Source organism: Pseudomonas sp. MRSN 12121 (genome assembly GCF_000931465.1).
GTDB lineage: Bacteria > Pseudomonadota > Gammaproteobacteria > Pseudomonadales > Pseudomonadaceae > Aquipseudomonas.
This window is the reverse complement of the sequence record NZ_CP010892.1, coordinates 6858565-6882713: the sequence shown is the minus strand read 5'-3', so window position 1 is coordinate 6882713 and position 24149 is coordinate 6858565. Positions and strand designations below refer to the sequence as shown.

Annotated in this window: 23 protein-coding genes; 11 read left to right on the top strand and 12 right to left on the bottom strand. The window is 66.2% G+C overall.

What is annotated here, in order from left to right; translation table 11 throughout:
• Positions 1–9: 9 nt before the first annotated feature.
• Positions 10–672 carry a CDP-alcohol phosphatidyltransferase family protein gene (locus TO66_RS31435; protein ID WP_044465870.1) on the bottom strand — a complete coding sequence of 221 codons (663 nt, stop codon included), beginning with the start codon at positions 670–672 and terminating at the stop codon, positions 10–12.
• A gap of 244 nt (positions 673–916) precedes the next feature.
• Between TO66_RS31435 and hflK (TO66_RS31430) the strand changes: the two genes are divergently transcribed.
• From hflK (TO66_RS31430) to cfaB, 5 genes are all read left to right on the top strand, one after another.
• On the top strand, positions 917–2884 hold the full coding sequence (hflK, locus tag TO66_RS31430; RefSeq protein ID WP_044465869.1) for a protease modulator HflK: 1968 nt from the start codon (positions 917–919) through the stop codon (positions 2882–2884).
• Positions 2881–3936, top strand: a complete 1056-nt coding sequence (gene hflC, locus TO66_RS31425) for a protease modulator HflC (protein WP_044465868.1) — start codon at positions 2881–2883, stop codon at positions 3934–3936. Before hflK (TO66_RS31430) ends, hflC begins: the two co-directional genes overlap by 4 nt.
• Positions 3933–4991: a protease modulator HflK gene (gene hflK / locus TO66_RS31420; RefSeq protein ID WP_044465867.1), complete on the top strand. Its 1059-nt coding sequence runs from the start codon at positions 3933–3935 to the stop codon at positions 4989–4991. Before hflC ends, hflK (TO66_RS31420) begins: the two co-directional genes overlap by 4 nt.
• Positions 4988–6907 (top strand): heavy metal translocating P-type ATPase, encoded by a 1920-nt coding sequence (locus TO66_RS31415; RefSeq protein WP_044465866.1) that lies wholly within the window; start codon positions 4988–4990, stop codon positions 6905–6907. The genes hflK (TO66_RS31420) and TO66_RS31415 overlap by 4 nt, the downstream gene beginning before the upstream one ends.
• 232 nt (positions 6908–7139) lie before the next feature.
• Complete coding sequence (gene cfaB / locus TO66_RS31410; RefSeq protein ID WP_044465865.1) at positions 7140–8327, top strand: C17 cyclopropane fatty acid synthase CfaB; 1188 nt, start codon at positions 7140–7142, stop codon at positions 8325–8327.
• A 26-nt stretch (positions 8328–8353) separates the two neighbouring features.
• Here the strand turns inward: cfaB and cls are convergent, their stop codons facing one another.
• Positions 8354–9793, bottom strand: a complete 1440-nt coding sequence (gene cls, locus TO66_RS31405; RefSeq protein WP_044465864.1) for a cardiolipin synthase — start codon at positions 9791–9793, stop codon at positions 8354–8356.
• 177 nt (positions 9794–9970) lie between these two features.
• Between cls and TO66_RS31400 the strand changes: the two genes are divergently transcribed.
• On the top strand, positions 9971–10492 hold the full coding sequence (locus TO66_RS31400) for a DUF3617 domain-containing protein (RefSeq protein WP_044465863.1): 522 nt from the start codon (positions 9971–9973) through the stop codon (positions 10490–10492).
• A gap of 72 nt (positions 10493–10564) precedes the next feature.
• Here TO66_RS31400 and thrS read toward each other — a convergent pair whose 3' ends face one another.
• From thrS to folE2, 8 genes are read right to left on the bottom strand one after another with little or no spacing between them, the layout of a single operon-like run.
• Complete coding sequence (gene thrS, locus TO66_RS31395) at positions 10565–12463, bottom strand: threonine--tRNA ligase (RefSeq protein WP_044465862.1); 1899 nt, start codon at positions 12461–12463, stop codon at positions 10565–10567.
• A gap of 45 nt (positions 12464–12508) precedes the next feature.
• The gene (locus TO66_RS31390) at positions 12509–13846 is read right to left on the bottom strand and encodes a dihydroorotase (protein ID WP_044465861.1); all 1338 of its coding nucleotides are present in this window, start codon (positions 13844–13846) and stop codon (positions 12509–12511) included.
• A gap of 4 nt (positions 13847–13850) precedes the next feature.
• Positions 13851–14411: a carbonate dehydratase gene (locus tag TO66_RS31385; RefSeq protein ID WP_044465860.1), complete on the bottom strand. Its 561-nt coding sequence runs from the start codon at positions 14409–14411 to the stop codon at positions 13851–13853.
• Complete coding sequence (gene hisI / locus TO66_RS31380) at positions 14408–14845, bottom strand: phosphoribosyl-AMP cyclohydrolase (RefSeq protein WP_044465859.1); 438 nt, start codon at positions 14843–14845, stop codon at positions 14408–14410. Before hisI ends, TO66_RS31385 begins: the two co-directional genes overlap by 4 nt.
• Positions 14842–15720 (bottom strand): metal ABC transporter substrate-binding protein, encoded by an 879-nt coding sequence (locus tag TO66_RS31375; RefSeq protein ID WP_044465858.1) that lies wholly within the window; start codon positions 15718–15720, stop codon positions 14842–14844. The genes hisI and TO66_RS31375 overlap by 4 nt, the downstream gene beginning before the upstream one ends.
• Before the next feature lie 11 nt (positions 15721–15731).
• Complete coding sequence (locus TO66_RS31370) at positions 15732–16598, bottom strand: metal ABC transporter permease (RefSeq protein WP_044465857.1); 867 nt, start codon at positions 16596–16598, stop codon at positions 15732–15734.
• Positions 16598–17266 carry a metal ABC transporter ATP-binding protein gene (locus tag TO66_RS31365; protein WP_044465856.1) on the bottom strand — a complete coding sequence of 223 codons (669 nt, stop codon included), beginning with the start codon at positions 17264–17266 and terminating at the stop codon, positions 16598–16600. The genes TO66_RS31370 and TO66_RS31365 overlap by 1 nt, the downstream gene beginning before the upstream one ends.
• On the bottom strand, positions 17263–18159 hold the full coding sequence (gene folE2, locus TO66_RS31360; RefSeq protein ID WP_044465855.1) for a GTP cyclohydrolase FolE2: 897 nt from the start codon (positions 18157–18159) through the stop codon (positions 17263–17265). The genes TO66_RS31365 and folE2 overlap by 4 nt, the downstream gene beginning before the upstream one ends.
• 127 nt (positions 18160–18286) lie before the next feature.
• On the opposite strand from folE2, the gene TO66_RS31355 reads away from it, so the two are divergent.
• Positions 18287–19507 (top strand): N-acetylmuramoyl-L-alanine amidase, encoded by a 1221-nt coding sequence (locus tag TO66_RS31355; protein ID WP_044465854.1) that lies wholly within the window; start codon positions 18287–18289, stop codon positions 19505–19507.
• Between the two features lie 101 nt (positions 19508–19608).
• Here TO66_RS31355 and TO66_RS31350 read toward each other — a convergent pair whose 3' ends face one another.
• Positions 19609–19989, bottom strand: a complete 381-nt coding sequence (locus TO66_RS31350) for a hypothetical protein (protein ID WP_044465853.1) — start codon at positions 19987–19989, stop codon at positions 19609–19611.
• Between the two features lie 137 nt (positions 19990–20126).
• On the opposite strand from TO66_RS31350, the gene dksA reads away from it, so the two are divergent.
• The 4 genes from dksA to TO66_RS31330 all read left to right on the top strand — a co-directional run bounded on the left by dksA (position 20127) and on the right by TO66_RS31330 (position 23617).
• Positions 20127–20552, top strand: coding sequence for an RNA polymerase-binding protein DksA (dksA, locus tag TO66_RS31345; RefSeq protein WP_044465852.1), 426 nt, complete (start codon positions 20127–20129; stop codon positions 20550–20552).
• 10 nt (positions 20553–20562) lie between these two features.
• Positions 20563–21771, top strand: coding sequence for a zinc metallochaperone GTPase ZigA (zigA, locus tag TO66_RS31340; RefSeq protein ID WP_044465851.1), 1209 nt, complete (start codon positions 20563–20565; stop codon positions 21769–21771).
• On the top strand, positions 21768–22481 hold the full coding sequence (locus TO66_RS31335; RefSeq protein ID WP_409077207.1) for a DUF1826 domain-containing protein: 714 nt from the start codon (positions 21768–21770) through the stop codon (positions 22479–22481). The genes zigA and TO66_RS31335 overlap by 4 nt, the downstream gene beginning before the upstream one ends.
• Positions 22482–22654: 173 nt before the next feature.
• Positions 22655–23617, top strand: coding sequence for a GTP-binding protein (locus TO66_RS31330; protein WP_044465850.1), 963 nt, complete (start codon positions 22655–22657; stop codon positions 23615–23617).
• Between the two features lie 129 nt (positions 23618–23746).
• On the opposite strand, the gene TO66_RS31325 is transcribed toward TO66_RS31330, so the two are convergent.
• Positions 23747–24145 (bottom strand): DUF3301 domain-containing protein, encoded by a 399-nt coding sequence (locus tag TO66_RS31325; protein WP_044465849.1) that lies wholly within the window; start codon positions 24143–24145, stop codon positions 23747–23749.
• Positions 24146–24149: the final 4 nt, after the last annotated feature.

Genomic DNA, 24149 nt, shown 5'->3' with positions numbered 1-24149 from the left:
GCAACTTCCTTATTCTGTGGGGGCGTTTGGCTGCACGGCTTCTGGCTGCCGTACCGCTGGTTCTTGTCCTTGTGCCTGGAGCAGACCCTGGCGAACCCGGTTGACCAGGGTGTAGATCAACAGCGCGGCGACCAGCGCCAGCACGCCGTTGATCCAGGCGGCGCCGAGCCAGCCCAGGGCGATGCCGGTGGCCAGCACGCCGAGCACGAAGGCCCGGTCGCTCTTGCCCATGGGCCCATCGTAGCGACGCGAGGCACCGACCATCGGCCCCAGCACGCCGGCGTATTCGCTGAACAGCGCCAGCAGCGCCACGCCGACGACCAGCAGCGGGCTGACACCGGGAATCAGCGCGAAAGGCAGGATCAGCGCGCTGTCGGCCACGACGTCGCACAATTCGTTGAGGTAGGCGCCCAGATGCGATTGCTGGCCGAATTCCCGGGCCAGCATGCCGTCGATGGCATTCAGCGCCATGCGCAGGATCATCCACAGGGGAATCAGGATAAACAGCCAGGAATGACTGGCGAAGCAGGCGATCAGGGCACCGACCAGCACGGACACCACCCCCGCCAGCACGGTGATCTGGTTGGCCGTGGTGCCGTTGTCGTACAGGCGCTGGACCCCTGGCCGCAACAGATTCTGGAAGCGCGGTTTGAGCTGGTAGATCGAAGGCATGGCTGGACGTTTCCTTGTCACAAAAAGAGGCGAGCGAATTATGGTCACAGATGCCCCTGGCTGGCATCTGCGGCGCGCCGGTTTTACCTGGCTTTGTGACGCGCTCAGGGCAAATAAAGGCATAGGTGTGAGACGAAAATTTCACTACCATTGTTATATCGTAACGATATGTGACAAAAAACAGCGGCCAGGTGGAAGAGTTATCCACAGGCCGTAACGGGTTAACGACCGGCGTCGGGGTGGTATGCAAGTCGATCTTGAGACAGAAGGGGCGGGGGTCGAAGCCTTGCCCAGGTTTCAGCGCGCGGCCTTTCATGGGCGCCGCCTGAAGCGTTGGGGCATCGGGCTGGCGGGATTGGCCGGGGCAGGGCTGGTCATGGCGTTCTTCATCGAACTGTTCGCCCCTTTGTCCTTATGGCCGGCGTTGCTGGTCAATCTGGCCGCCGCCTTGCTGGTGCTGGTCGCCGGGTTGCAGGCGGCGGGCTGGGTCAGCGGCTGGCGGGCGAATGCGTTGCAGGCGCCAGACAGCGCGCCGACGCCGGCGCCGGTGGCGGACGAACCGCCACCCGATGACGGTTGGTACGAACGTCTGCTGGAAGGGATGGGCCGCCGCGGTTCCGCCCTGCTGGCGCAGATCGGCGCGCCGACCTTGTGGCTGGGCGGCTGGGCCCTGCTGGTACTGGTGCTGGTCGAACAGGCGTGGAACCTGAGCCTGCCCGCGGCGCCCCTGGGCCTGGCGGGCAATGTCGGCGCGGTGCTGGCGCTGTTGCTGGCGTTCGCCCTGTTGGTGTTCGAGCGCCAGTTGAGCCAGGAACTCGCCGCCCAATGGCCGGAAGCCGCGACGCTGGCGCAGTTGGCGCGGGTGGCGATCATCGGCCTGGTGCTGGCGGCGCTGTGCCTGTTGTTCAGCAGCGATACGGCGCTGTGGCCGGTGCGCCTGGGTGTGGCGATCGGGGCGTTGCCGGCGCTGGTGGCCCTGGAGTTTCTGCTGCGCGCGGTGCTGTCGCTGTTCAGCCCGCGCCGCGAGCAACTGGAGCCGCGCATGCTGGCCCACAGCGTGATCGCCGATCTGTTGCGCTGGCCGCCGCGGCCCTTGCTGGCCCTGCAACACGAACTGCACAACCGCTTCGGCATCGATCTGCGGCAGATCTGGGCATTCACTTATATGCGCCGGGCCTTCTGGCCGGTGCTGCTGGTGGTGCTCGGGGTGGGCTGGTTGCTGACCGGCCTGCACGAAGTGCCGTTGCAGGGGCGGGGTATCTACGAGCGTTTCGGCAAACCGGTGACGGTCTTCGGCCCGGGTTTGCATGCCGGTCTGCCGTGGCCGCTGGGGCGTGTATTGAGCGTCGAGAACGGCGTGGTCCACGAGCTGGCCACCAGCGTCGGCGAGGCGCCTGTGGCGGTCGAGCCGGCGCCGGCCGAAGGTCCGCCGCCCACGGTGGCCAACCGCTTGTGGGACGCCAGCCATGTCAACGACAAGTCCCAGGTGATCGCCAGCGGCAGCGCCGACAAGCAGAGCTTCCAGATCGTCAACATGGACGTGCGTTTCGTCTATCGCATCGGCCTGGACGATGAATCCGCGCTGGCGGCGACCTACAACAGCGCCGATATCGCGATGCTGATTCGCAGTACCGCCAGCCGCATCCTGGTGCACGACTTCGCCGCGCGGACCCTCGACGGCCTGCTGGGCGAGGACCGCACCCGCCTGGCACAAGACATCGGCCAGGCGGTGCAGGCCGACCTGCGCCAGCTCGACAGCGGCGTGGAAATTCTCGCCACCGTGGTCGAGGCCATCCACCCGCCAGCGGGTGCCGCCAATGCCTATCACGGGGTCCAGGCGGCGCAGATCGGCGCCCAGGCGCTGATTGCCCGCGAGCGCGGCGCGGCCAGCGAGCAGACCAACCAGGCACAGCTGCAAGCCAGCGTCGCCCAGGACCAGGCCCAGGCCACGGCTCATGAAGTACAGGCCACGGCGCAAGCCGCCGACCTGCGTTTTGGCGCCGAACAGAAAGCCTACGCCAGCGCCGGCCAGGCGTTCGTGCTGGAGCAGTACCTGAGCCAATTGAGCCAGGGCCTCGGCAACGCCCGGTTGCTGATACTCGACCACCGCCTGGGAGGCGCCAGTGCGCCAACCCTCGACTTGCGTACCTTCACTTTGCCGACCGAGCCTTCGGTGCCGGGTAAAACCGCTCAGCCAGGAGCCGTCCATTGAGCCAGTCCCATACCCACGATCATCAGGATCACGCCGGCCACGATCACGATCACGGCCACGGTGGCCATCACCATCACGGGCATCACCATCATCACCATCACGGTGCGCCTGAAGAGGCGGGGCCTTTCCCCTGGCGGCGCATGGCCTGGGCGCTGCTGCTGGTGCTGTTCGCCATCGCCGCGGCGAGCCTGGTGCAGGTGCGCTCCGGCGAAGCCACGGTCATCACCCGTTTCGGCAACCCGGCGCGAGTGCTGCTGGAGCCGGGGCTCGGCTGGCGCTGGCCGGCGCCGTTCGAAGCGGCGATCCCGGTGGACCTGCGCCTGCGCACCACCTCCAGCGGCTTGCAGGATGTCGGCACCCGCGACGGCCTGCGCATCATCGTCCAGGCCTATGTGGCGTGGCAGGTACAGGGCGATCCGGCCAACGTGCAGCGCTTCATGCGTGCGGTGCAGAACCAGCCGGACGAAGCGGCGCGGCAGATCCGCACCTTTGTCGGCTCGGCCCTGGAAACCACCGCCAGCAGTTTCGACCTGGCCAACCTGGTGAATACCGATGCCGGCAAAGTGCGTATCGCCGACTTCGAAGCCCAATTGCGCAAGCAGATCGAGCAGCAATTGCTCAGCACCTATGGCGTGCGGGTGCTGCAAGTCGGTGTGGAACGCCTGACCCTGCCTTCGGTGACCCTGACCGCCACCGTCGACCGCATGCGCGCCGAGCGGGAAACCATCGCCACCGAACGCACGGCCATCGGCAAGCGCGAGGCGGCGCAGATTCGCTCCGCCGCCGAGCGCGATGCGCGCATCGTCCAGGCCGATGCCACGGTAAAGGCAGCGGATATCGAAGCCCAATCGCGGGTGCAGGCGGCACAGATCTACGGCCGTGCCTACGCAGGTGCCCCGCAGCTGTATAACCTGCTGCGCTCGCTGGACACCCTGGGCACGGTGGTGACCCCCGGCACCAAGCTGATCCTGCGCACCGACGCCGCGCCGTTCCGGGTGCTGGTGGACGGCCCGCCGACACTCGGCAACAAAGCCGGCGGGGCGCAACCATGAGTGTGGTTCCACGTGGAACACATGAACTTTCCAGCCCCTGGATTCAGGCTGGGCGCCTGGCATTTCTCGCCCTGTATGCGGTGACTGTGCTGGCAGCATTGGCCTGGGCGTTTTCCAATGTGCGGCAGATCGACCCGCAGAATCGCGCGGTGGTATTGCATTTCGGCGCGCTGGACCGGATCCAGAACGCCGGCCTGTTGCTGGCCTGGCCGCAACCGTTCGAGCAGGTGGTGCTGTTGCCCGCGGCGGACCGGGTGATCGAACGGCGGGTCGAGAGCCTGCTGCGTTCCGAGGCGGCGCTGAAAGGGGACAAGGTGGCGAGTTTTGCCGTGCCGTTGAGCGATGCCCTGGCGGGCTCCGGTTACCTGCTGACCGGCGACGCCGGAGTGGTGCAGCTCGATGTGCGGGTCTTCTATAAAGTCAGCGAACCCTATGCCTTCGTATTGCAGGGCGAGCATGTGCTGCCCGCGCTGGATCGGCTAGTGACCCGCAGCGCCCTGGCGCTGACGGCGGCGCGGGATCTCGACACCATCCTGGTGGCGCGCCCGGAACTGATCGGTGCCGACAACCAGGCGGCCGAGCGCCGTGAGCGGTTGCGCGGCGACCTGGTGCAGGGCATCAACCAGCGCCTGGCGGACCTGGCGGCGACCGGGCAGGGGATCGGTATCGAAGTGACCCGGGTCGACGTCCAGTCGAGTTTGCCGGAGCCGGCGGTCAGCGCTTTCAACGCCGTGCTGACCGCCAGCCAACAGGCTGACAAGGCGGTGGCCAACGCCCGTACCGAAGCCGAGAAACTCACGCAAAGCGCCAACGAACAGGCCGACCGCACCTTGCAGGTGGCCCATGCCCAGGCCGGCGAACGCCTAGCCAAGGCCCAGGCCGACACCGCGACCATCCAGAGCCTGGCCCTGGCGCAACGCAACGGCACCGACCCGGAAATGCTGCTGCGCCTTTATCGTGAGCGGCTGCCGAAAATCCTCGGCCAGGCGGGCTCGGTGACCACGGTCAACCCTCAAGACGATTCCCGGCTGATCATTCAGGGAGCCCAACCATGACTGCCCATACTCATGCCGCCCCGGCGAGCATGCTGACCTCTGCCGAACAACGCAGCGCCGCGCGCCAGCTGACCCTGGCCATGCTGGCGCTGGGGCTGCTCGGCCTGGGCCTGGTCTGGCGCTGGCTGGCCCCGGAACAGACCGGCGTCAGCCAGTTGCTGCTGGGCTTCGCCTCGCTGCTGGTGGCGCTGCCGGTGATGCGCTCGGCCTGGTACAGCCTGCGTTACCCGAGCCTGCACGGCATCACCGACCAATTGATCGCCCTGGCCATGCTTGGCGCCTGGGCCACGGGCGATCTGCTGACCGCGGCGCTGCTGCCGATCATCATGATCTTCGGTCATGTGCTGGAAGAGCGCAGCGTCATCGGCTCCCAGGAGGCGATCCATGCCCTGGGCCGCCTGACCCGCAGCCATGCGCGGCTGGTGCAGGCCGATGGCAGCGTCCTGGAAGTGGATAACGCCACGCTCAAGGCCGGCGATATCGTCGAGGTGCGCGCCGGCGACCGGGTGCCCGCCGACGGCCTGGTGCTGTCCGGGCAGGCCAGCCTCGACACCGCGCCGATCACCGGCGAATCGGTGCCGCTGGAAGCCGAAGTGGGCATGCAGGTGTTCGGCGGGGCGATCAACCTCGACGGCCTGTTGCGCCTGGAGGTGACCCGCACCGGCCACGAATCGACCCTGGGCAAGGTCATTGCGCTGATGCAGAGCGCCGAGCGTGCCAAGCCGCCGATCACCCGGCTGCTGGAGCGATATGCCGGCAGCTACATGGTGCTGGTGCTGCTGCTGGCGGCGGTGACCTGGTTCATCACCAACGATGCCCAGGCCATGCTCGCGGTGCTGGTGGCGGCCTGTCCCTGCGCGCTGGTGCTGTCGGCGCCGGCCACGGCGATTGCCGGGATCGCCGTGGCGGCGCGCCATGGCATCCTGATCCGCAGTTCGGCCTTCCTCGAAGAGCTGGCGGACCTGACCTCGCTGGTGGTGGACAAGACCGGCACCCTGACCTTCGGCACCTTGCGCCTGCAAGCCATCGACGGCCCGCGCGAAGACCGCCAGCGGTTGCTGCAACTGGCGGCCAGCCTCGGTTCGGCCAGCAGCCATCCGGTCAGCCGGGCACTGGCCGCTCTGGTGACCCAGGACCAGTTCCTGCTGCTGTCGGACATCCGCGAGCGCCAGGGGCTGGGCGTGGTGGCGCGTACCGAACAAGGCGAGGCGGCCCTGGGGCGGCCCGAGCTGTTCGCGCAACTCGGCATCGTCACCACGGCGGTGCCCGAGCATGGCGGGCCGATTGCCGGGCTGGCGCTGGACGGCGAATTTCTCGCCTGGCTGTTGCTGGCCGACAGCGTCAAGCCGGAGGCGCGCCTGGCCCTCGACGAATTGCGCGGTCTGGGCCTGGGGCGCCAGTTGCTGCTGACCGGCGACCGCCAGAGCGTGGCCGATGACCTGGCGCAGGAGGTCGGTATCGCCGAGGTCGAGGCCCAGGCGCTGCCGGAAGACAAGCTCGATCGCGTGCTGGGGGAAATCGACAAGGGTTTCCGGCCGATGGTGGTGGGCGACGGGATCAACGATTCCCTGGCGCTCAAGGCCGGCGTGGTCGGCGTGGCGATGGGCGCGGGCGGGGCGGACATCGCCCTGGCGTCGGCCGATGTGGTGCTGATCGGCAGCGACCTGCGGCGCCTCGGCACCTGTGTGCGCCTGAGCCGCCAGTGCCGGCAGACGCTACAGGTGAATGTGATCATCGGCCTTGGCTGGACCCTGGCCATCGTCGCCTTCGCCGCGTTCGGCTGGCTCGGCGCGGCGGGGGCGATGATCGCGGCGGTGCTGCATAACCTCAGCACCTTGCTGGTACTGGGCAATGCCGGCCGGCTGTTGCGGTTCCAGGAGCCGCTGCTCAAGCTCGAGGAGGGCGATCCCCGTTAGCCGCGTGCGGCAGGGAAAACGCCCCGGCTGCAACTTTGTAGAACTGTGCGCCGGGTTGGTGGTCCCCTGAGAAGAGGCCGGCTCACCACAGGGTTGGCTGGCTCAGGCAGGAGGTCGACAGGGATTGTTGCAGGACCGGTATTGATGAATTTCGGCTATCAGATCGATAGCCTGCTATTTTTTCAGTATGGTCTAACCTCACTCAGACGTCTGAAACAAGGGGGGATATTCCATGCTCGCGCAACTTCCACCGGCCTTACAGAATCTGCAATTGCCACTACGCCTGCGGCTCTGGGACGGCCATGAATTCAACCTGGGGCCGGCGCCCAGCGTCACCATTGTGGTCAAGGACCCGCAACTGGTCAGCCAGCTCACCCATCCCACTCTCGACTCGCTGGGGGCGGCGTTCGTCGAGGGCAAGCTGGAACTGGAAGGGTCGATCAGCGAAGTCATCCGGGTCTGCGATGAATTGAGCCAGGCGCTGCTGGAAGGCGAGGACGACACCCTGCCAGTGCGCACCCTGCACGACAAGGCCACCGACGCGGCGGCCATCTCCTATCACTACGACCTTTCCAACGAGTTCTATCAGCTGTGGCTCGACAGCGACATGGCCTATTCCTGCGCCTATTTCGAGACCGGCAGCGAGAGCCTGGAACAGGCCCAGCAAGCCAAGTTCCGTCACCTGTGCCGCAAGCTGCGCCTGCAGCCCGGCGAATACCTGCTGGATGTCGGCTGTGGCTGGGGCGGCCTGGCGCGGTATGCGGCGCGGGAATTCGGGGTCAAGGTGTTCGGTATCACCCTGAGCAAGGAACAACTGGCGCTGGCCAGGGAGCGGGTAGTCGCCGAAGGCTTGCAGGACCAGGTGGAGCTGCAGTTACTGGATTACCGTGACCTGCCCCAGGACGGCCGTTTCGACAAGGTGGTGAGCGTCGGCATGTTCGAGCACGTGGGCCACGCCAACCTGGCGCAGTACTGCAAGACCCTGTTCGGCGCGGTGCGCGAAGGTGGCCTGGTGATGAACCACGGGATCACCGCCAAGCACACCGACGGACGCCCCGTGGGCCGCGGCGCCGGCGACTTCATCGAGAAATACGTATTCCCCAACGGCGAGCTGCCGCATCTGGCGATGATTTCTGCCGAGATCAGCGAAGCGGGGCTGGAAATCGTCGACGTGGAAAGCCTGCGCCTGCACTACGCCCGCACCCTGGACCACTGGAGCGAGCGCCTGGAGGACAACCTGGAAGCCGCCGCGCGGATGGTGCCGGAACAGGCCCTGCGGATCTGGCGCCTGTACCTGGCCGGCTGCGCCTACGCCTTTGCCCGCGGCTGGATCAACCTGCACCAGATTCTCGCGCTCAAGCCACACGCTGATGGCAGCCACGAACTGCCCTGGACCCGCGACGACCTGTACTACCCATGAAGCGCCCCAGGCGCTGCGTGCAGTGCCTAGAGAATCGGTGAAATAAGCCGGGCGACTCGCATGCCAAGTTGTTGCAGGCGGTGGGTTTCCCGGCTTTCTTCCTTGGCGATTTCGCGAGAGCGCTCGAAATCGAGGTTGAGCATGTGCTCCACCTCGCTGGCGAAGGCGTCGTCCACGGTCAGCAGCATCACCTCGAAATTCAGGCGGAACGAGCGGTTGTCCAGGTTGGCGCTGCCGATCGCGCTGATTTCGCTGTCGATCAGCACCACCTTCTGGTGCAGGAAACCCGGCTGGTAACGAAACACCCGCACGCCGGCGCGCACCGCTTCGAAGGCGTACAGGCTGGAGGCTGCGTAGACGATCTTGTGGTCCGCACGCGACGGCAGGAGGATGCGCACGTCCACCCCCCGCAGGACCGCCAGGCGCAAGGCGGAGAAGACGGCTTCGTCGGGAACGAAGTAGGGGCTGGTGAGCCAGACCCGTTCGGTGGCCGCGTGGATGGCTTCGACAAAGAACAGCGAACAGGTCTCGTACGGGTCTGCCGGGCCGCTGGCGAGCAACTGGCACAGCACGCCGTCGTCGGGGTAGGTGTCGGGCAGGATCAGCGGCGGCAATTGCCGCGAAGCCCAGAACCAGTCTTCGGCGAAGGACTCCTGCAGGCAGGCCACCACCGGGCCGCTGACCGCCACATGGGTATCGCGCCAGGGCGCCAGTGGCGGTTTCTTGCCCAGGTATTCGTCGCCTACGTTGTGCCCGCCGACAAACCCCAGCAGGCCGTCCACGACCACGATCTTGCGGTGATTGCGAAAGTTGACCTGGAAACGGTTGAGCCAGCCGCTGCGGGTGGCGAAGGCATGCACCTGGATGCCGGCGTCTCGTAGCGGTTGTACATAGGAATGTGGCAGGGAATGGCTGCCGATGCGGTCGTAGAGCAGATGGATCGCCACGCCTTCGCCGGCTTTTTTCAGCAGCAGCTGTTGCAGGCGGCGGCCCAGATCGTCGTCGTGGATGATGAAGAACTGGATCAGCACCGCGGTGCGCGCTTGCTCGATGGCGGTGAAAATCGCCTCGAACGTGGCCTCGCCATTGACCAGCAATTGCACATGGTTGCTGGCCAGGCAGGGCATGCGCCCCAGCTTGGGCATCGCCCGCAGCGAGGTGTAGGCCCTGGAGGCGCGCGCGCTCAAGGCTTCCTCGACCCAGGGCCGCCAGTTCAGGTCGTTGATCGCCTTGCGCATTTCCAGGTTGGCCTGGCGCCGGGCCTGGATATAGGCGTCGAAGGTGCTGCGGCCGAACACCAGGTAGGGGATGAGGGTCAGGTACGGCATGAACAGCAGCGACAGGGCCCAGGCGATGGCGCCCTGGGCGGTCCGTACGGTCAGCACGGCATGGATGGCGGCGATCAGGCCGAGAGCGTGCAGCGTGGCAATCAGATAACCGAAGATATGTGGGCCAAAATAATCCATGGGGCAGTTCCAGCTCCTGAAGATTCAATGCCGGGGATCTGGCAAAAAGCGGCAGCGCCGACGGTTCGCACAGACCCTAACAGACCATGTTCGACTGCGGTTGTCGCTAATTAATTCGTCATGCAACGCCGCTGCGTTTTTGGCGTCTAACGGCCACTATTGTCTAGGAGTCATTCGATGAAGCTTCGTCTACTGGGTTTGGCCATGGCTGCCGTTGTCTCGCTTCCGCTGACCGCGCAGGCCCAGATGCTGCAACCGGGCCTGTGGGAGCTGACCACCAGCAACATGAAGGTCGACGATCAGAGCCTGCCGGATCTGTCGCTGATCCTCGGCCAGTTGCAGCAACAGCTGACGCCCGAACAGCGCGCGCAGCTGGAGAAGCAGGGCGTCACCATGGGCGGTAAAGGCATCCGCGTCTGCCTGACGCCGGAGCAGGTGAAGTCCGACACCATTCCCCTGCAGGACCCGCAATCGGGCTGCCGCCAGGAAGTCACCGACCGGACGTCCAACCAGTGGAAATTCCGCTTCAGCTGCCCGAGAGCCCAGGGTTCGGGCGTGGCGAAATTCGTCAGCGATCGCGAGTTCACCACCAACGTCAACGGCACCTTCAATGCCACCGGCTTCCAGCAGAAGGGCAGCATGGACACCCGCGCGGTGTGGCTGGGACAGGATTGCGGGACGGTCAAACCAAGGGCCTGAAAGCTCCGCGGACAAGCCTCGCTCCTGTAGGAGCGAGGCTTGCCCGCGATGACGTCCGCTCGAACCCCGCCGCTACAACTCCATCCGCAAGCGCTCCACCACCTCGCTGACCGTCAGCCGCCCCAGGTCCTCGCCATGGCGGCTGCGCAGACTGACAAATCCCCCGTCCTTTTCCTTGTCGCCGATCACCAGCAGGTAGGGCACTTTCTGCAGGCTGTGTTCGCGGATCTTGTAGCTGATCTTCTCGTTGCGCAGGTCGGCGCTGGCGCGCAGGCCGTGTTGGCGCAGGGTGTCGCTCACGGCCCTGGCGTAGTCGGCCTGGCTTTCGCTGATGTTGATCACCACGGCCTGTTGGGGCGCCAGCCAGGTTGGCAGGGCACCGCTGTAATGCTCGATGAGGATGCCGATGAAGCGTTCCAGCGAGCCGAACAGGGCGCGATGTAGCATCACCGGACGCTGGCGCTCGCCCTGTTCGTCGATGTAACCGATAGCGAAACGTTCCGGCAGGTTGAGGTCGACTTGCAGGGTGCCACATTGCCAGTCGCGGCCGATGGCATCGCGCAGCACGAACTCCAGTTTCGGACCATAGAACGCGCCTTCGCCGGGGTTGACCCGATAGTCGATGGCCATTGTCTCCAGGGCACCGCGGAGCGCGCCCTCCAGCTGGTCCCAGGTGGCGTCGCTGCCGATGCGGTGGGCCGGCCGGGTGGAGAGCTTGACCGCGACCTCGTGAAAGCCGAAGTCGCGATAGATGTCGAACACCAGGGCGATGGTGCGTGCGCATTCCGCCTGCATCTGCGCGGGGGTGCAGAAAATGTGCGCGTCGTCCTGGGTGAAATGGCGCACCCGCAACAACCCGTGCAACGCCCCTGAGGGCTCGTAGCGATGCACCTTGCCGAACTCGGCGATGCGCAGCGGCAGGTCGCGGTAGCTCTTCAGGCCGCGGGCGAAGATCGACACCGCGCCGGGGCAGTTCATCGGCTTGAGGGCGAAGATCCGCTGGTCTTCGGTGCTGGTGGTGAACATGTGGTCGCGGTAGTTCTGCCAATGCCCGGAGGTTTCCCAGAGGCCGCGGTCCATCACATCGGGGGTGTTCACTTCCTGGTAGCCGGCCTGCTCCTGGCGCTGGCGCATGTAGCCGAGCAGTTGCTGGAACAGGGTCCAGCCCTTGGCGTGCCAGAACACCGAGCCCGGCGCGCAGTCGTCGAAGTGGAACAGGTCCAGTTGTTGCCCGAGCTTGCGGTGGTCGCGTTTGCCGGCTTTTTCCAGGCGGGTCAGGTAATCCTTGAGGTCCTTCTGGGTGGCCCAGCAGGTGCCGTAGATCCGTTGCAGTGGTGCGTTGCCGGCATCGCCGCGCCAATAGGCGCCGGCGACCTTGGTCAGTTTGAACGCCTGCAGGATCCCGGTGAACGGCACGTGGGGGCCGCGGCACAGGTCCTCGAAATCGCCCTGGCGATACAGCGACAGCACCTGGTCCTGCGGGATGTCGCGGATCAGCTCGACCTTGTAGTGCTCCCCCAGCCTGGCGAAATACTCCAGGGCATCGTCCCGGGACAGTTCGCGTCGGCGGACGGCGTGATTGGTGGCGGCCAGGCGCACCATGCGCGCCTCGATGTGTTGCAGGTCGTCGGGGGTGAAAGGCCGTTCGTAGGCGAAGTCGTAAAAGAAGTCGTCTTCGATCACCGGGCCGATGGTCACCTGCGCCGTGGGATACAGCTCCTTCACCGCCATGGCCAGCAGGTGCGCGCAGGAGTGGCGCAGGATTTCCAGGCCTTCCGGCTCGCGAGCGGTGACGATGCTGACCCGGGCATCGCCCTCGAGCACAAAGGAACAATCCACCAGCCGATCGTCGACCCGGCCGGCGACCGTGGCCCTGGCCAGGCCGGGGCCGATGCTCGCGGCCACCTCGTACACGGAAAGCGGCTGGTCGTACTCGCGTCGCGAGCCGTCGGGGAGGGTGATGTGGATCATCTGGGTGTTCCTTGGTGTTTCGAGGGTGGGATCGGTGCAAGAGGTTCAGCGGGTGAAGCGCAGCGGCAGTCCCTGGCAATCGTCATGCAGGCGCCCGGCGTGCCAGGCGAGCTGCCCCGACACCAGGGTGGTGGCGACGCTGTGGCGAAAACGGCGCCCGGCGAATGGCGTCCAGCCGCATTGGGCGAGGATCGGCTGGCGGTCCACGGCCAGGCCCTCGGGTTCCGGCTGGATCAGCACCAGGTCGGCCCAGTACCCCTCGCGCAGGTAGCCGCGGTCGGGAATGGCGAACAGCTCGGCGACCCGATGGCTGGTCTTTTCCACCAGGGTGGTGAGCGGCAGCACGCCGTCGGCCACCAGTTCCAGCAGGGCGGGCAGGGCGTGTTGCAACAGCGGCAGGCCGGACGGCGCTTGCCGGTAGGGCAGCTGTTTTTGCGCCCAGGTATGGGGCGCATGATCGCTGCCGATCACGTCCAGGCGATTGCCGAGCAAGGCCTGGCGCAGGGCGTCGCGGTCGGCGCGAGTCTTGATCGCCGGGTTGCATTTGATCAGGTGCCCGAGGCGCGCGTAGTCGCGGTCGTCGAACAGCAGATGGTGCAGGCAGACTTCGGCGGTGATGCGTTTTTGCGCCAAGGGTTTGTCTTCAAACAGCGCCAGTTCGCGGGCGCTGGTCAGGTGCAAGACATGCAGGCGCGTGCCGTGCCGCCTGGCCAGATCCACCGCCAGCGACGAGGAGCGGTAACAGGCTTCGGCGTCGCGAATCAGCGGATGGGCGACGGCGGGAATCGCTTCGCCGAAACGTTCGCGCATCCGCTGTTCGTTGGCCTGGATGCTCGGCGTGTGTTCGCAGTGCGCCAGGAGCAGGGTCGGCACCTCGGCGAACAGGCGCTCCAGCACTTGCGGGTCGTCCACCAGCATGTTGCCGGTGGAGGCGCCCATGAACACCTTGACCCCGGCCACCTGGCACGGATCGAGGGCGGCGACGGTGTCGAGGTTGTCGCGGCTGACACCGAAGTGAAAGCCATAGTTGGCCACCGAGTTGATCGCCGCGCGGCGTTTCTTGTCGGCCAGGGCGTCCAGGGTCAGGGTCGCGGGCTGGGTGTTGGGCATGTCCATGAAGCTGGTGATGCCGCCTGCCACGGCCGCCCGCGACTCGCTGTGGAAGCTGCCTTTTTCCGGCGCGCCGGGATCGCGGAAATGCACCTGGTCGTCGATCATCCCCGGCAGCAGCCATTGCCCCCGGGCATCGATCTCGACGCGGGCATTCTCGCCTTCGATGCCGCTGGCGATCTTCACGATGCGCCCGTGGTCCACCAGCAGGTCGGCGTCGAACTCGCGTCCTTCGTTGACCAGCCGGGCATTACGAATCAGCACGCTGTTCATGGCTTCAGAACTCGTTCTGCAGGGCTTTGTAACCGCGCACCAGGTCGACGTTGGTGCGCGCCACGTCTTCGGAGAATTCCGATGCGCTGACGCTGACCGGCGGGAACTGCGAGAGATCGGTGTTGGGCCCGATGCGGGTGGTGGAGGGTACGTAGAAGCCCTGTGGCAGGTCGCGGCCATCGACCACCGAGTTGTGCCGGACCACGCTGCCGTTGCCCACCGCACAGTTGAACAGCACGCTGTTGAAGCCGATGAACACCCGGTCGCCGACGCTGCACGGGCCATGGACGATGGAGCGGTGGGCGATGGAGGTGAACTCGCCGATGGTCACCGCCGCGCCGGACTTGGAGTGGATCACCACGCCGTCCTGGATGTTCGAGTTGGCGCCGATGATGATCGGGTCCATGGCGCCGTGCTCGTTGACTTCGTCGGCGCGGATCACTGCATAAGGGCCGACGAAGACGTTTTCGCCGATCACCACCTTGCCGCAGATGATGGCGGTCTTGTCGACATAGGCCGACTCGGCGATGACCGGCAGGTCGCCGGAAGGGTTCTTGCGAATCATGGGGTGGGCTCCTGGATCGGTTCGCTGATGATCTGCACCGCGCCGTCGCGAATGGCGTTGTAGAAACAGTTGGGGCGCCCGGTGTGGCAGGCCGGGCCCTGCTGCTCCACCAGCAGCAGGACCGCGTCGCCGTCGCAGTCCAGGCGGGCTTCGCGCAGGCGTTGGCGATGCCCGGAGCTTTCGCCCTTGCGCCACAGTTGCTGGCGCGAGCGCGACCAGTAGCAGACCTGGCCGCTGGCCAGGGTCTCGGCCAGCGCCTTGCGGTTCATCCAGGCCAGCATCAGCACCTCGCCGGTGTCGTGCCGCTGGGCGATGGCGGCGATCAGGCCGTCGGCGTTCCAGGGCAGGGCATCGAGTACGCCGGTGAGAGGCCAGCGGCTGCCGATGGGCGCGCTTTCCAGGTCGAGCATCGACAGGGGCGGGCGCGGCGTCATGGCTGGCTCAGGGCGTCGTACAGGGTGTTCAGGTTGTATTCGAACAACCCGGTGAAGGTGCTGGCCGGGCCCTGGGCGGCCAGGGCATCGGAGTACAGGGTGCCGCCGATACGGGCACCGCTTTCGTCGGCGATCTGCTTGAGCAGGCGTGCGTCCTTGATGTTCTCCATGAACACCGCCTTGACCCTGGCGTTGCGGATCTGGGTAATCAGCGCCGCGACCTCGGCGGCCGAGGGTTCGCGTTCGGTGGACAGACCCTGGGGCGCCATGAAGTCGATTCCATAGGCCTGCCCCAGGTAACCGAAGGCGTCGTGGGAAGTGACGATCTTGCGATTGCCGGCGGGCAGCGAGCCGAGCTTGGCCTTGGCTTCGGCCAGCAGGGCATGGATGCGTTTCAGGTAGGCCTGGCTGTTGCGTGCATAGTCGGCCTGGTGCGGCGGATCGGCGGCGACCAGGGCCTTGGTGATGTTGCTCACGTAGAGCTCGATGTTCGCCAGGTTGTGCCAGGCATGCGGGTCGGGCACGGTCTCGCCGTCTTCCTCCAGGGAGCGCGGAATCACGCCGCGGCTGGCGGTGACCAGCGTGGCCTGGGTGCCGGTGCTGGCCACCAGGCGGTCCAGCCAGGGCTCGAAACCCAGGCCGTTCCTGATCACCAGCCGCGCCTTGAGCAGGGCCTTGGCGTCGTCCGGGGTCGGTTCGTAGGTATGGGCATCGGCGTCGGGGCCGACCATGTCGGCGATCTCGACATGCTCACCGCCGATCTGCCGGGTGATGTCGGCGAGGATGCTGAAGCTGGTGACCACGGCGAGTTTGTCCGCGGCCTGGGCGGTGGACAACGACAGCAACAGACTGCAGAGCACAAGTAGGGCGCGCATCGGGAAACACCTCATGGGGATGTGAGCAAAGGCGGACGGCGCAACAGGCCGTGCACCGGACCGAACACCACGGACAGCAGGTACAGGCCGCCGGCGACCAGCACGATGGCCGGGCCGCTGGGCAGCGAGTAGTGGAACGACAGCAGCAGGCCGAGCCAGACCGAGAGGCAGCCGAACGCGGCGCTGATGGCGATCAGCAGCGGCAGGCTCCGGCTCCAGAAGCGCGAGGCGGCGGCCGGCAGCATCATCAGGCCGACCACCATCAGCGCGCCGATGGCCTGGAAACCGATCACCAGGTTGAGCACCACCAGGGTCAGGAACAGGCCGTGGGCGAGGGGGCCGAGGCGGCTGACGCTGTTGAGGAACAGCGGGTCGAGGGTGTCCAGTAGCAGCGCCTTGTAGATCAGCGCCATGGCTACCAGGCTGAACCCGGATACCCAGAGCATGCCCGTGAGGGTCGGCCCGTCCACTGCCAGCGCCGAGCCGAACAACAGGTGCAAAAGGTCCAGGCGCTTGCCGGCGAGGCCGAGGATCAGCACGCCGCTGGCCAGGGAAATTGGATAGATCGCGGCCAGGCTGGCGTCCTCGCGCAAGCCGGTACGCCGGGTGACCCAGGCGGCCAGGCCGGCCATGCCCAGGCCCGCGCCGAGGCCGCCGAGGGTCAGCGCCGGCAGGCTCACCCCGGCGAACCAGAAGCCCAGCGCCGCGCCGGGCAGGATGCCGTGAGCCACGGCGTCGCCGATCAGGCTCATGCGCCGCAGGATCAGGAACACCCCCAGCGGCGCGGTGCTGCACGCCAGCACCAGGCCGCCGAGCAACGCCCGGCGCATGAACACGAACTCGTGGAAGGGTTGCCAGAGCTGGGCGGCGATCAGCATCAGGCCACCTGCGTGTGCAGCGGTGCGGCGATCAGTTCGCGGCTGGCGCCGAACACGCAGCCGCTGGTGCGGATCAGCAGCGCCTGCGGCAGGTGTTGGCGAACGGCGGCCAGGTCATGGCAGACCACGATCTGCGTGCGGCCTTGTTGCTGCCAGGCGTGGATGTGTTTCCACAGCAGCGCCTGGCCCAGTTCATCGAGGGCCGCATGAGGTTCGTCCAGCAGCGACAGCGGTGCTTCGCCGAGGCTCAGGCGGGCGAGCAGGGCGCGCTGCAATTCGCCGCCGGAAAGGGCCATCAACGGGCGTTGTTCGAGACCGCCCAGGCACCAGTCTTCGAGCACCTGGCGCAAGCGTTCGGCTCGCTGTTGCGAGCTTTGTCGACTGCCCCAGAAACCCGCCGCCACCAGCTCTTGCAGGGTGATCGGGAACTGTCGGTCGAGGTATTGCTGCTGCGGCAGGAAAGACAGGCCGCCGCGGCGTGGCACCTGCAACGTGACTTTCCCGGCCAGGGGCTTTTGCAGGCCGGCGATGACTTTCAGCAGGCTGCTTTTGCCGGAGCCGTTGGCGCCGATGACGGCGGTCAGGCTGCCGGCGGGCAGCTGCAGGTCGAGCGCCGGGGTCAACGGTTGCCCGGGCGGGCCCCAGCGCAACGCTTGCAGGGCGATCATGCGCTCCCCCAGTTCCAGCGGCTTTCAGCCACGGCGTCGTGGGCGTGCAGGCTTTCGGCGTGCACCACGCGCACCTGGAAGGCGCGGATGCCCGGCGAGCGTTGCAGGGCCAGGTTCAGGCGGCGGGCGGCGTCTTCGCAGAACATCAGGTTTTGCCCGTTGGCGAGGGCGAAGGCCTGTTCGTCGGCGCGTTTTACGGCGGTCTGTACGGCGGTGCCGAGGGCGGCTTCGGCGTCGTTGATCACGGCTATCAAAGGCAGCTCGTCGAGAAAGTCGTCCAGGCGCAATTGCAGCTGCGCGCTGCTGCGCTGGCTGTGGGGCGTGGCGACTATGCCTTTCGGGCTGCCGAGCCAGGCCAGGACGTCTGCATGCTGCAATGGCTGGTTGGCGAAGTCCTCGATGAACTGCTGCTGGATCAGTTGGCGAGAAAGCGCTGCGGAGCAAGGGCACGTCGAGGAATAAGGCACCTCGATTTTTAGTTCCACGTGGAACATCGAGTTTTGCAGACGTGCTTCGATGCTCACCGGGTAAGTTTTCCAACCGGCCAGCGGGCTGATCAAGGCCGGGCGTTTCAGCAGCAGGTCGGCATGAATGCGCAGATAGGCGCTGTGGGACAGGCCCTCGTGACTGTCGAGAAAACGTTGCAGCAAGCGCCGCATCAGCTGAGGCGTGAGGTTTTCCTGTTCGAGCATTTCCAGCGCCAGATACAGGCGCGACATATGAATGCCGCGGGCTTCGCCATCGTCGAGGCTGACCCCGGCATCCGCGGTGGCGCCTATCCGCTGGCCATCGAACAACACAGGTAAGGCAATGCCGCACATGCCCACCCACTCAAGGGGCAGGGCCTGGCGTGCGGCCTGCGCGGCGATATCCGGCAGAGTCAGCGCGTTCATGAGCAGGTCCGTCGTTGGAAAAGATCAAATGTTATATTATAACGGTGCGAACGATGAAACCTTTTCCTCAAGGTTTTTTATCGCGCCTCTATCGAGTACGGATGTTTCCCAAACTGCGGTGTAAGTCATGCACAGACGTCAATTGCTCAACCTGCTGCTGGCCAGCGCAACCCTGGTCCTGCCCCTGGGGGTGTCCGCCACCCAGATCCGTAACGCGCGGTTGTGGAATTCGAGCGACAAGTTGCGGCTGGTGCTCGACCTGAGCGGACCGGTGCAATACAAGACCTTTTCCCTGAGCGCGCCGGAACGGCTGATCATCGATCTGAGCGGGGCCCGGCTCAGTGGCGATTTTTCCCAACTGGCCCTGGGCAATACGGTGATTCGTGCGATCCGTTCCGGGCATTTCGGCCAGGGCGATACGCGGATCGTGCTCGATCTGGCCGAGCCGGTGCGGCTCAACAGCTTTCTGCTGCCGCCCCAGGATGGCCAGGGCCATCGCCTGGTGCTGGACTTGAGCAACGCCGCTGTTGTTCCACGGCAGTTGGCGGCCGCCAGCGCACCTGCGCTGCAACGTGAAACGCCGGCGGACAGTGCGCACCCCAAGCGCGACATCGTCGTCGTGGTCGACCCGGGCCACGGCGGCAAGGACCCGGGAGCGGTCGGCGCGCGAGGCGAGCGGGAGAAGGATGTGGTGCTGTCGATTGCCCAGTTGCTGGCCAAGCGGCTCAAGCGCGAGAAGGGCTTCACCGTGAAACTGGTGCGCAACGACGACTTCTTCGTCCCGCTGCGCAAACGGGTGGAGATCGCCCGCCAGCACAAGGCCGACATGTTCATCTCGGTGCATGCCGATGCGGCACCGCGCCTGACGGCGTCCGGGGCGTCGGTGTATGCCCTGTCCGAAGGCGGCGCCACCTCGGCCACGGCGCGTTTCATGGCGCAGCGCGAGAACGGCGTGGATCTGCTGGGCGCCACCAGCCTGCTCAATCTGAAAGACAAGGACCCGATGCTCGCCGGGGTGATCCTCGACATGTCGATGAACGCCACCATCGCCGCCAGCCTGCAATTGGGCAGCACGATCCTGGGCAGCCTGGCGGGCATCACCACCCTGCATCAGAAACGCGTGGAGCAGGCCGGTTTCGCGGTGCTCAAGTCGCCCGACGTGCCGTCGATCCTGGTGGAGACCGGCTTCATTTCCAACAGCCGCGACAGCCAGCGCCTGGTCACCGCGCGGCACCAGCAGGCGATTGCCGATGGGCTGTTCGCCGGCTTGCAGAGCTACTTCCAGAAGAACCCGCCGGTGAACAGCTATATGGCCTGGTTGCAGGAACAGAAAAAAGGTCAGGTCTGACGTAGGAGCGAGGCTGGCCCGCGATGAACGCTCACGCGGCAGGTCAGATACCCCGCGGTGCCTTCATCGCACGCAAGCTGTGCTCATACGTGGTGCTCGGCTCAGCAGCCGGTGATCCGGTTGCAGGTGAACTTGGCGCTGCTGCCGCCGGAGCTGGAAAACCGGTTGCGGGTGGTCCAGCCGACGCGCTGGCTGTAGCCGACCCAGGCTTCGCCGTCGGAGGCCAGGCCGGTGAAAAACGTCAGTTGCCCGTAGCGGCTGCTGGTTTGCGCCCAATAGCGCTTGCCGGCCACCTCGAAGCCGCGCAGGTACAGGGTATTGCCCACGGTCGCGACACTGTAGGCATTGCCTTCGGCGTCCACGCAGGCCAGCAGGTTGGCGCTGCGGGTGCAGGTGGCCAGCGGGCTCGGCACTTGTGCGATGGCGGCGTCGGCCATCAGCAACGAGAGGCCGAGCAGCGTGTAGTTCAGGGCGTTGCGCATGGAATTTTCTCGACGGCGGACGCTCAAGCATCCCGCCCTTCGTCGCGGGCGGCAAGAGAGGATTGGCTTATTTGGACTGTTATAATATAACATAAAATAAAGCCCGATCCGTGATCCCCGCCATGACTCGACACCCCATGACCGAAGCGCAACTGCTCGCCCAGCCCGAGGCGGACTACATGAACGACGCCCAGCAAGCCTTTTTCCGCGAGTTGCTGCTGGCCCAGCGCGTTGAACTGCAAGAGCGCATTGCCGGTGAGTTCGATGTCCTGCGTGAGCAGGAGCCCCACAGCGACCCCGCCGACATCGGCAGCGCCGAAGAGCAGCGCCAGTGGCAGCTGCGCCTGCTGGAGCGGGAAAAGAAGCTGCTGGACAAGATCGACGAAGCCCTCGAGCGCCTGGCCCGTGGCGAATACGGCTGGTGCCGTGAAACCGGCGAGCCCATCGGCCTCAAGCGCCTGCTGCTGCGGCCCACCGCCTCCCTGTGTATCGAAGCCAAAGAACGCCAAGAGCTGCGCGAACGCCATCAACGGCGATCCGACTCAGCCCCCAGCCCCCGATGAGGACCCACCCATGACCGACCGTCTTCCCGTTACCGTGCTGTCCGGCTTTCTCGGCGCCGGCAAAAGCACGCTGCTCAACTACGTCCTGCGCAACCGCGACAACCTGCGGGTGGCGGTGATCGTCAACGACATGAGCGAAATCAACATCGATGGCAGCGAAGTGCAGCGCGATGTCAGCCTCAACCGCGCCGAAGAAAAGCTGGTGGAAATGAGCAACGGCTGCATCTGCTGCACCCTGCGCGAAGACCTGCTGGAGGAAGTCGGCAAGCTGGCCAGGGACGGGCGTTTCGATTACCTGCTGATCGAGTCCACGGGGATTTCCGAGCCGCTGCCGGTGGCCGAGACCTTCACCTTTCGCGACGAAGCGGGGCAGAGCCTGGCCGATATCGCCCGCCTGGACACCATGGTCACGGTGGTCGACGGGATGAATTTCCTGCTCGACTACCAGGCGGCGGAAAGCCTGGCTTCACGCGGCGAAACCCTGGGCGAGGAGGACGAGCGTTCGATCACCGACCTGCTGATCGAGCAGGTCGAGTTCGCCGACGTGATCCTGATCAGCAAGATCGACCTGATCGGCAGCGACCAGCGCCAGGAGCTGATCGCGATCCTCGAGCGCCTCAATTCCCAGGCCAGGATCATCCCCATGGTGATGGGCGAGGTGCCCCTGGAGCAGATCCTCAACACCGGCCGTTTCGATTTCGAGCGGGCCGCCCAGGCCCCCGGCTGGTTGCAGGAACTGCGGGGCGAACACGTGCCGGAAACCGAGGAATACGGTATCGCCTCCACGGCCTACCGGGCGCGGCGGCCGTTCCACCCCCAGCGCTTCTTCGACTTCATCAATCGTCCCTGGAGCAACGGCAAGCTGCTGCGCTCCAAGGGCTTTTTCTGGCTGGCGAGCAAGTATCAGGAAGCGGGCAGCTGGTCCCAGGCCGGCGGCCTGATGCGCCACGGTTTTGCCGGGCGCTGGTGGCGCTTCGTGCCGAAACAGCATTGGCCGCAGGATCAGGAAAGCACTGCGGCGATCATGCAGAACTGGACCGCCGCCACCGGCGACTGCCGCCAGGAACTGGTGTTCATCGGCCAGAACATCGACTTCGCCCGGCTGACCGCCGAACTCGACGCGTGCCTGTTGAACGACGATGAAATGGCCCAGGGCGTGGAAGGCTGGCGCCTGCTGCACGACCCGTTCGGCCCCTGGCACGAAGAGGCGGCCGCCTGATGCTCTACCCACCCCTGAGCCCGGCGCGGGCGGCTGGCCGTCGTTCGATCGGGCAAGAAACCATCCTTCTGCCGCCGAGGCCGCAGGGCGGCCGGCGCCAGTCTGTCGGCACGGCCCCGATCGTCCTCGCCGAGGTGTTGAACGACGAGGTCAACCTGGCCTTGTGGCAGCGCCGCCTGCCGGCGCATATCGCCGATTTTGGCGCCTTGCTGCTGTCGCTGAACGAGCCTTTGGCCGAGTCGCTGTCGCTGGAGCTCGAATCGGAAGACGACGAGCCGGATTTGCGCGGCCTGGCGTCGGGGTTCGGCGACCTGCAGGGTTACGATGGCTTCATCGCCGATGTCGCCTGGCTGGTCAGCGCGTTTTCCTGCCTGCTGGGCGCCCGGCGTATCGGCCTGCGCCTGCGGGTGCTGGATAAGGCCATGTGCCCGCGTTTTCATGTCGATCATGTGCCGGTGCGCCTGATCACCACCTATGCCGGTGTGGGCAGCGAGTGGTTGCGTGAGGGCGCCATGGATCGCCGGCAGTTGGGCCAGGCTGCGGCCGAACCCGCGGCTGCCGCGGCGATCGAGCAGATCGCCAGTGGCGAAGTGGCCTTGTTCAAGGGCGAGAAATGGCTGGGCAACGAAGGTTTCGGCCTGATCCATCGCTCGCCGCAGCTTGCCCCCGGCGAGCGCCGGCTGATCCTCACCCTGGACTGGCTGGCCTGATTCCACGTGCTCTTCCGTAGAAGCGGGCGGGCGATCCGGCTTGCCCGACGTCAACGATAACGCGGTGTGGTGGAAAGACCGCCGCCTTGTGGCTATCGCGAGCAAGCTTCGCTCCTACAGAGGCCGCTTAGCGTAGGATGAATAGCCTTCTCCCTCAGGACCACTGTCTCGGCATGTTGCAGAACATTCCCACCCACGTCATCGCCGGCCCCCTGGGCGCCGGCAAGACCAGCCTGATCCAGCACCTGCTGGCCCAGCGCCCGGCCGCCGAGCGCTGGGCGGTGCTGATCAACGAGTTCGGCCAGATCGGCCTGGACGCGGCGCTGCTGACCCGGGACGCGGACGGTATCGCCCTGGGCGAAGTGGCCGGTGGTTGCCTGTGCTGTGTGAACGGCGCGCCGTTCCAGGTCGGCCTCGGGCGGCTGCTGCGCAAGGCCAGGCCCGACCGCCTGTTTATCGAACCCTCCGGGCTGGGGCATCCGGCGCAGTTGCTCCAGCAATTGCGCGAGGCGCCCTGGCAAAACGTCCTGGCGGTGCAGCCTGCCGTGCTGGTCCTGGACGCCCAGGCGCTGGCCGCCGGCAAGCCGCTGCCGCCAGCCCAGCAGCAGGCGCTGCCCGGCGCCGGCCTGCTGGTGTTGAACAAGGACGAAGGGTTGACCGCGGCGCAGCGACAGCGGGTTCTCGAACAGCTGCCGGACTGCCCGGTGTTCTGGACCCGCCGAGGGGCGTTGCCGCTGGAGCGTTTGCCGGGCATGGACGTGCACGCCGGTGGGCCGGCCCCGGACTTCGACGTCCCCAAGGGGCTGGCGCAATTGCCCGCGGTCTGGAGCGATCCGGCCTTGCCCATCTGCCTGAGCCAGGCCCAGGAGGGAGGCTGGAGTGTCGGCTGGCGCTGGCATCCGAGCGTGGTGTTCGACGTCGAGCGCGTGGCGCGCTGGCTGGCGACCCTCGACTGGCGGCGGGCCAAGCTGGTGATTCACGGGGCCCGGGGCTGGGTGTCGGGCAATGCCCTGGATAACGCCGTGCCGCAATGGCAACCCAGCGAATGGCGCCGCGATTCGCGGATCGAGCTGATCTTCGGCGAGGCGCAAGACGCGGCTGTCCTGCAACAATCCCTGGCCGCCTGCTGCCAATAACCCAACCCATGCTTTTGTAGGAGCGAGGCTTGCCCGCGATAGCCGCGAAGCGGCGCTCTATCTGCCACTCCGTGTCATCGTCGAGATTCTTCGCGGGCAAGCCTCGCTCCTACAGGGTTGCGGCGGCTGCTATTTGCTGCGCCCTTCGCGCCACTGGCTCAGCTCGATCACCTCGGCGCTGTGGATGGGCGGTGCGGGCGGTGGTGCAGGGGTTTCGATCGGGTAGGGCGCCAGTTCGATCTGCGCGCTATGGGCGCCGAACTGGGTGATGGTCCCGGCGTGGCGGGTCTCGCCGGTGACGGTGAACTCGAAGTTGTAGACCCGGGCCAGGCGCCGGCGACCGCTGGCGTCCCTGACGAAGCCGATGCGCTTCAATGCCACGTTGCCGTCCAGCAGCTCGATGTCGAGCCGCGCGCAATGCTGCTTGACCCGTTCCAGCGCCCGCTCGCGCAAGCCGTGGTTGTGCCATAGCCAGGCGGCGCCGGTCGCCAGCAGCATCAGCACGAAAATGTTTCCAAGGGTCAGCATGAGG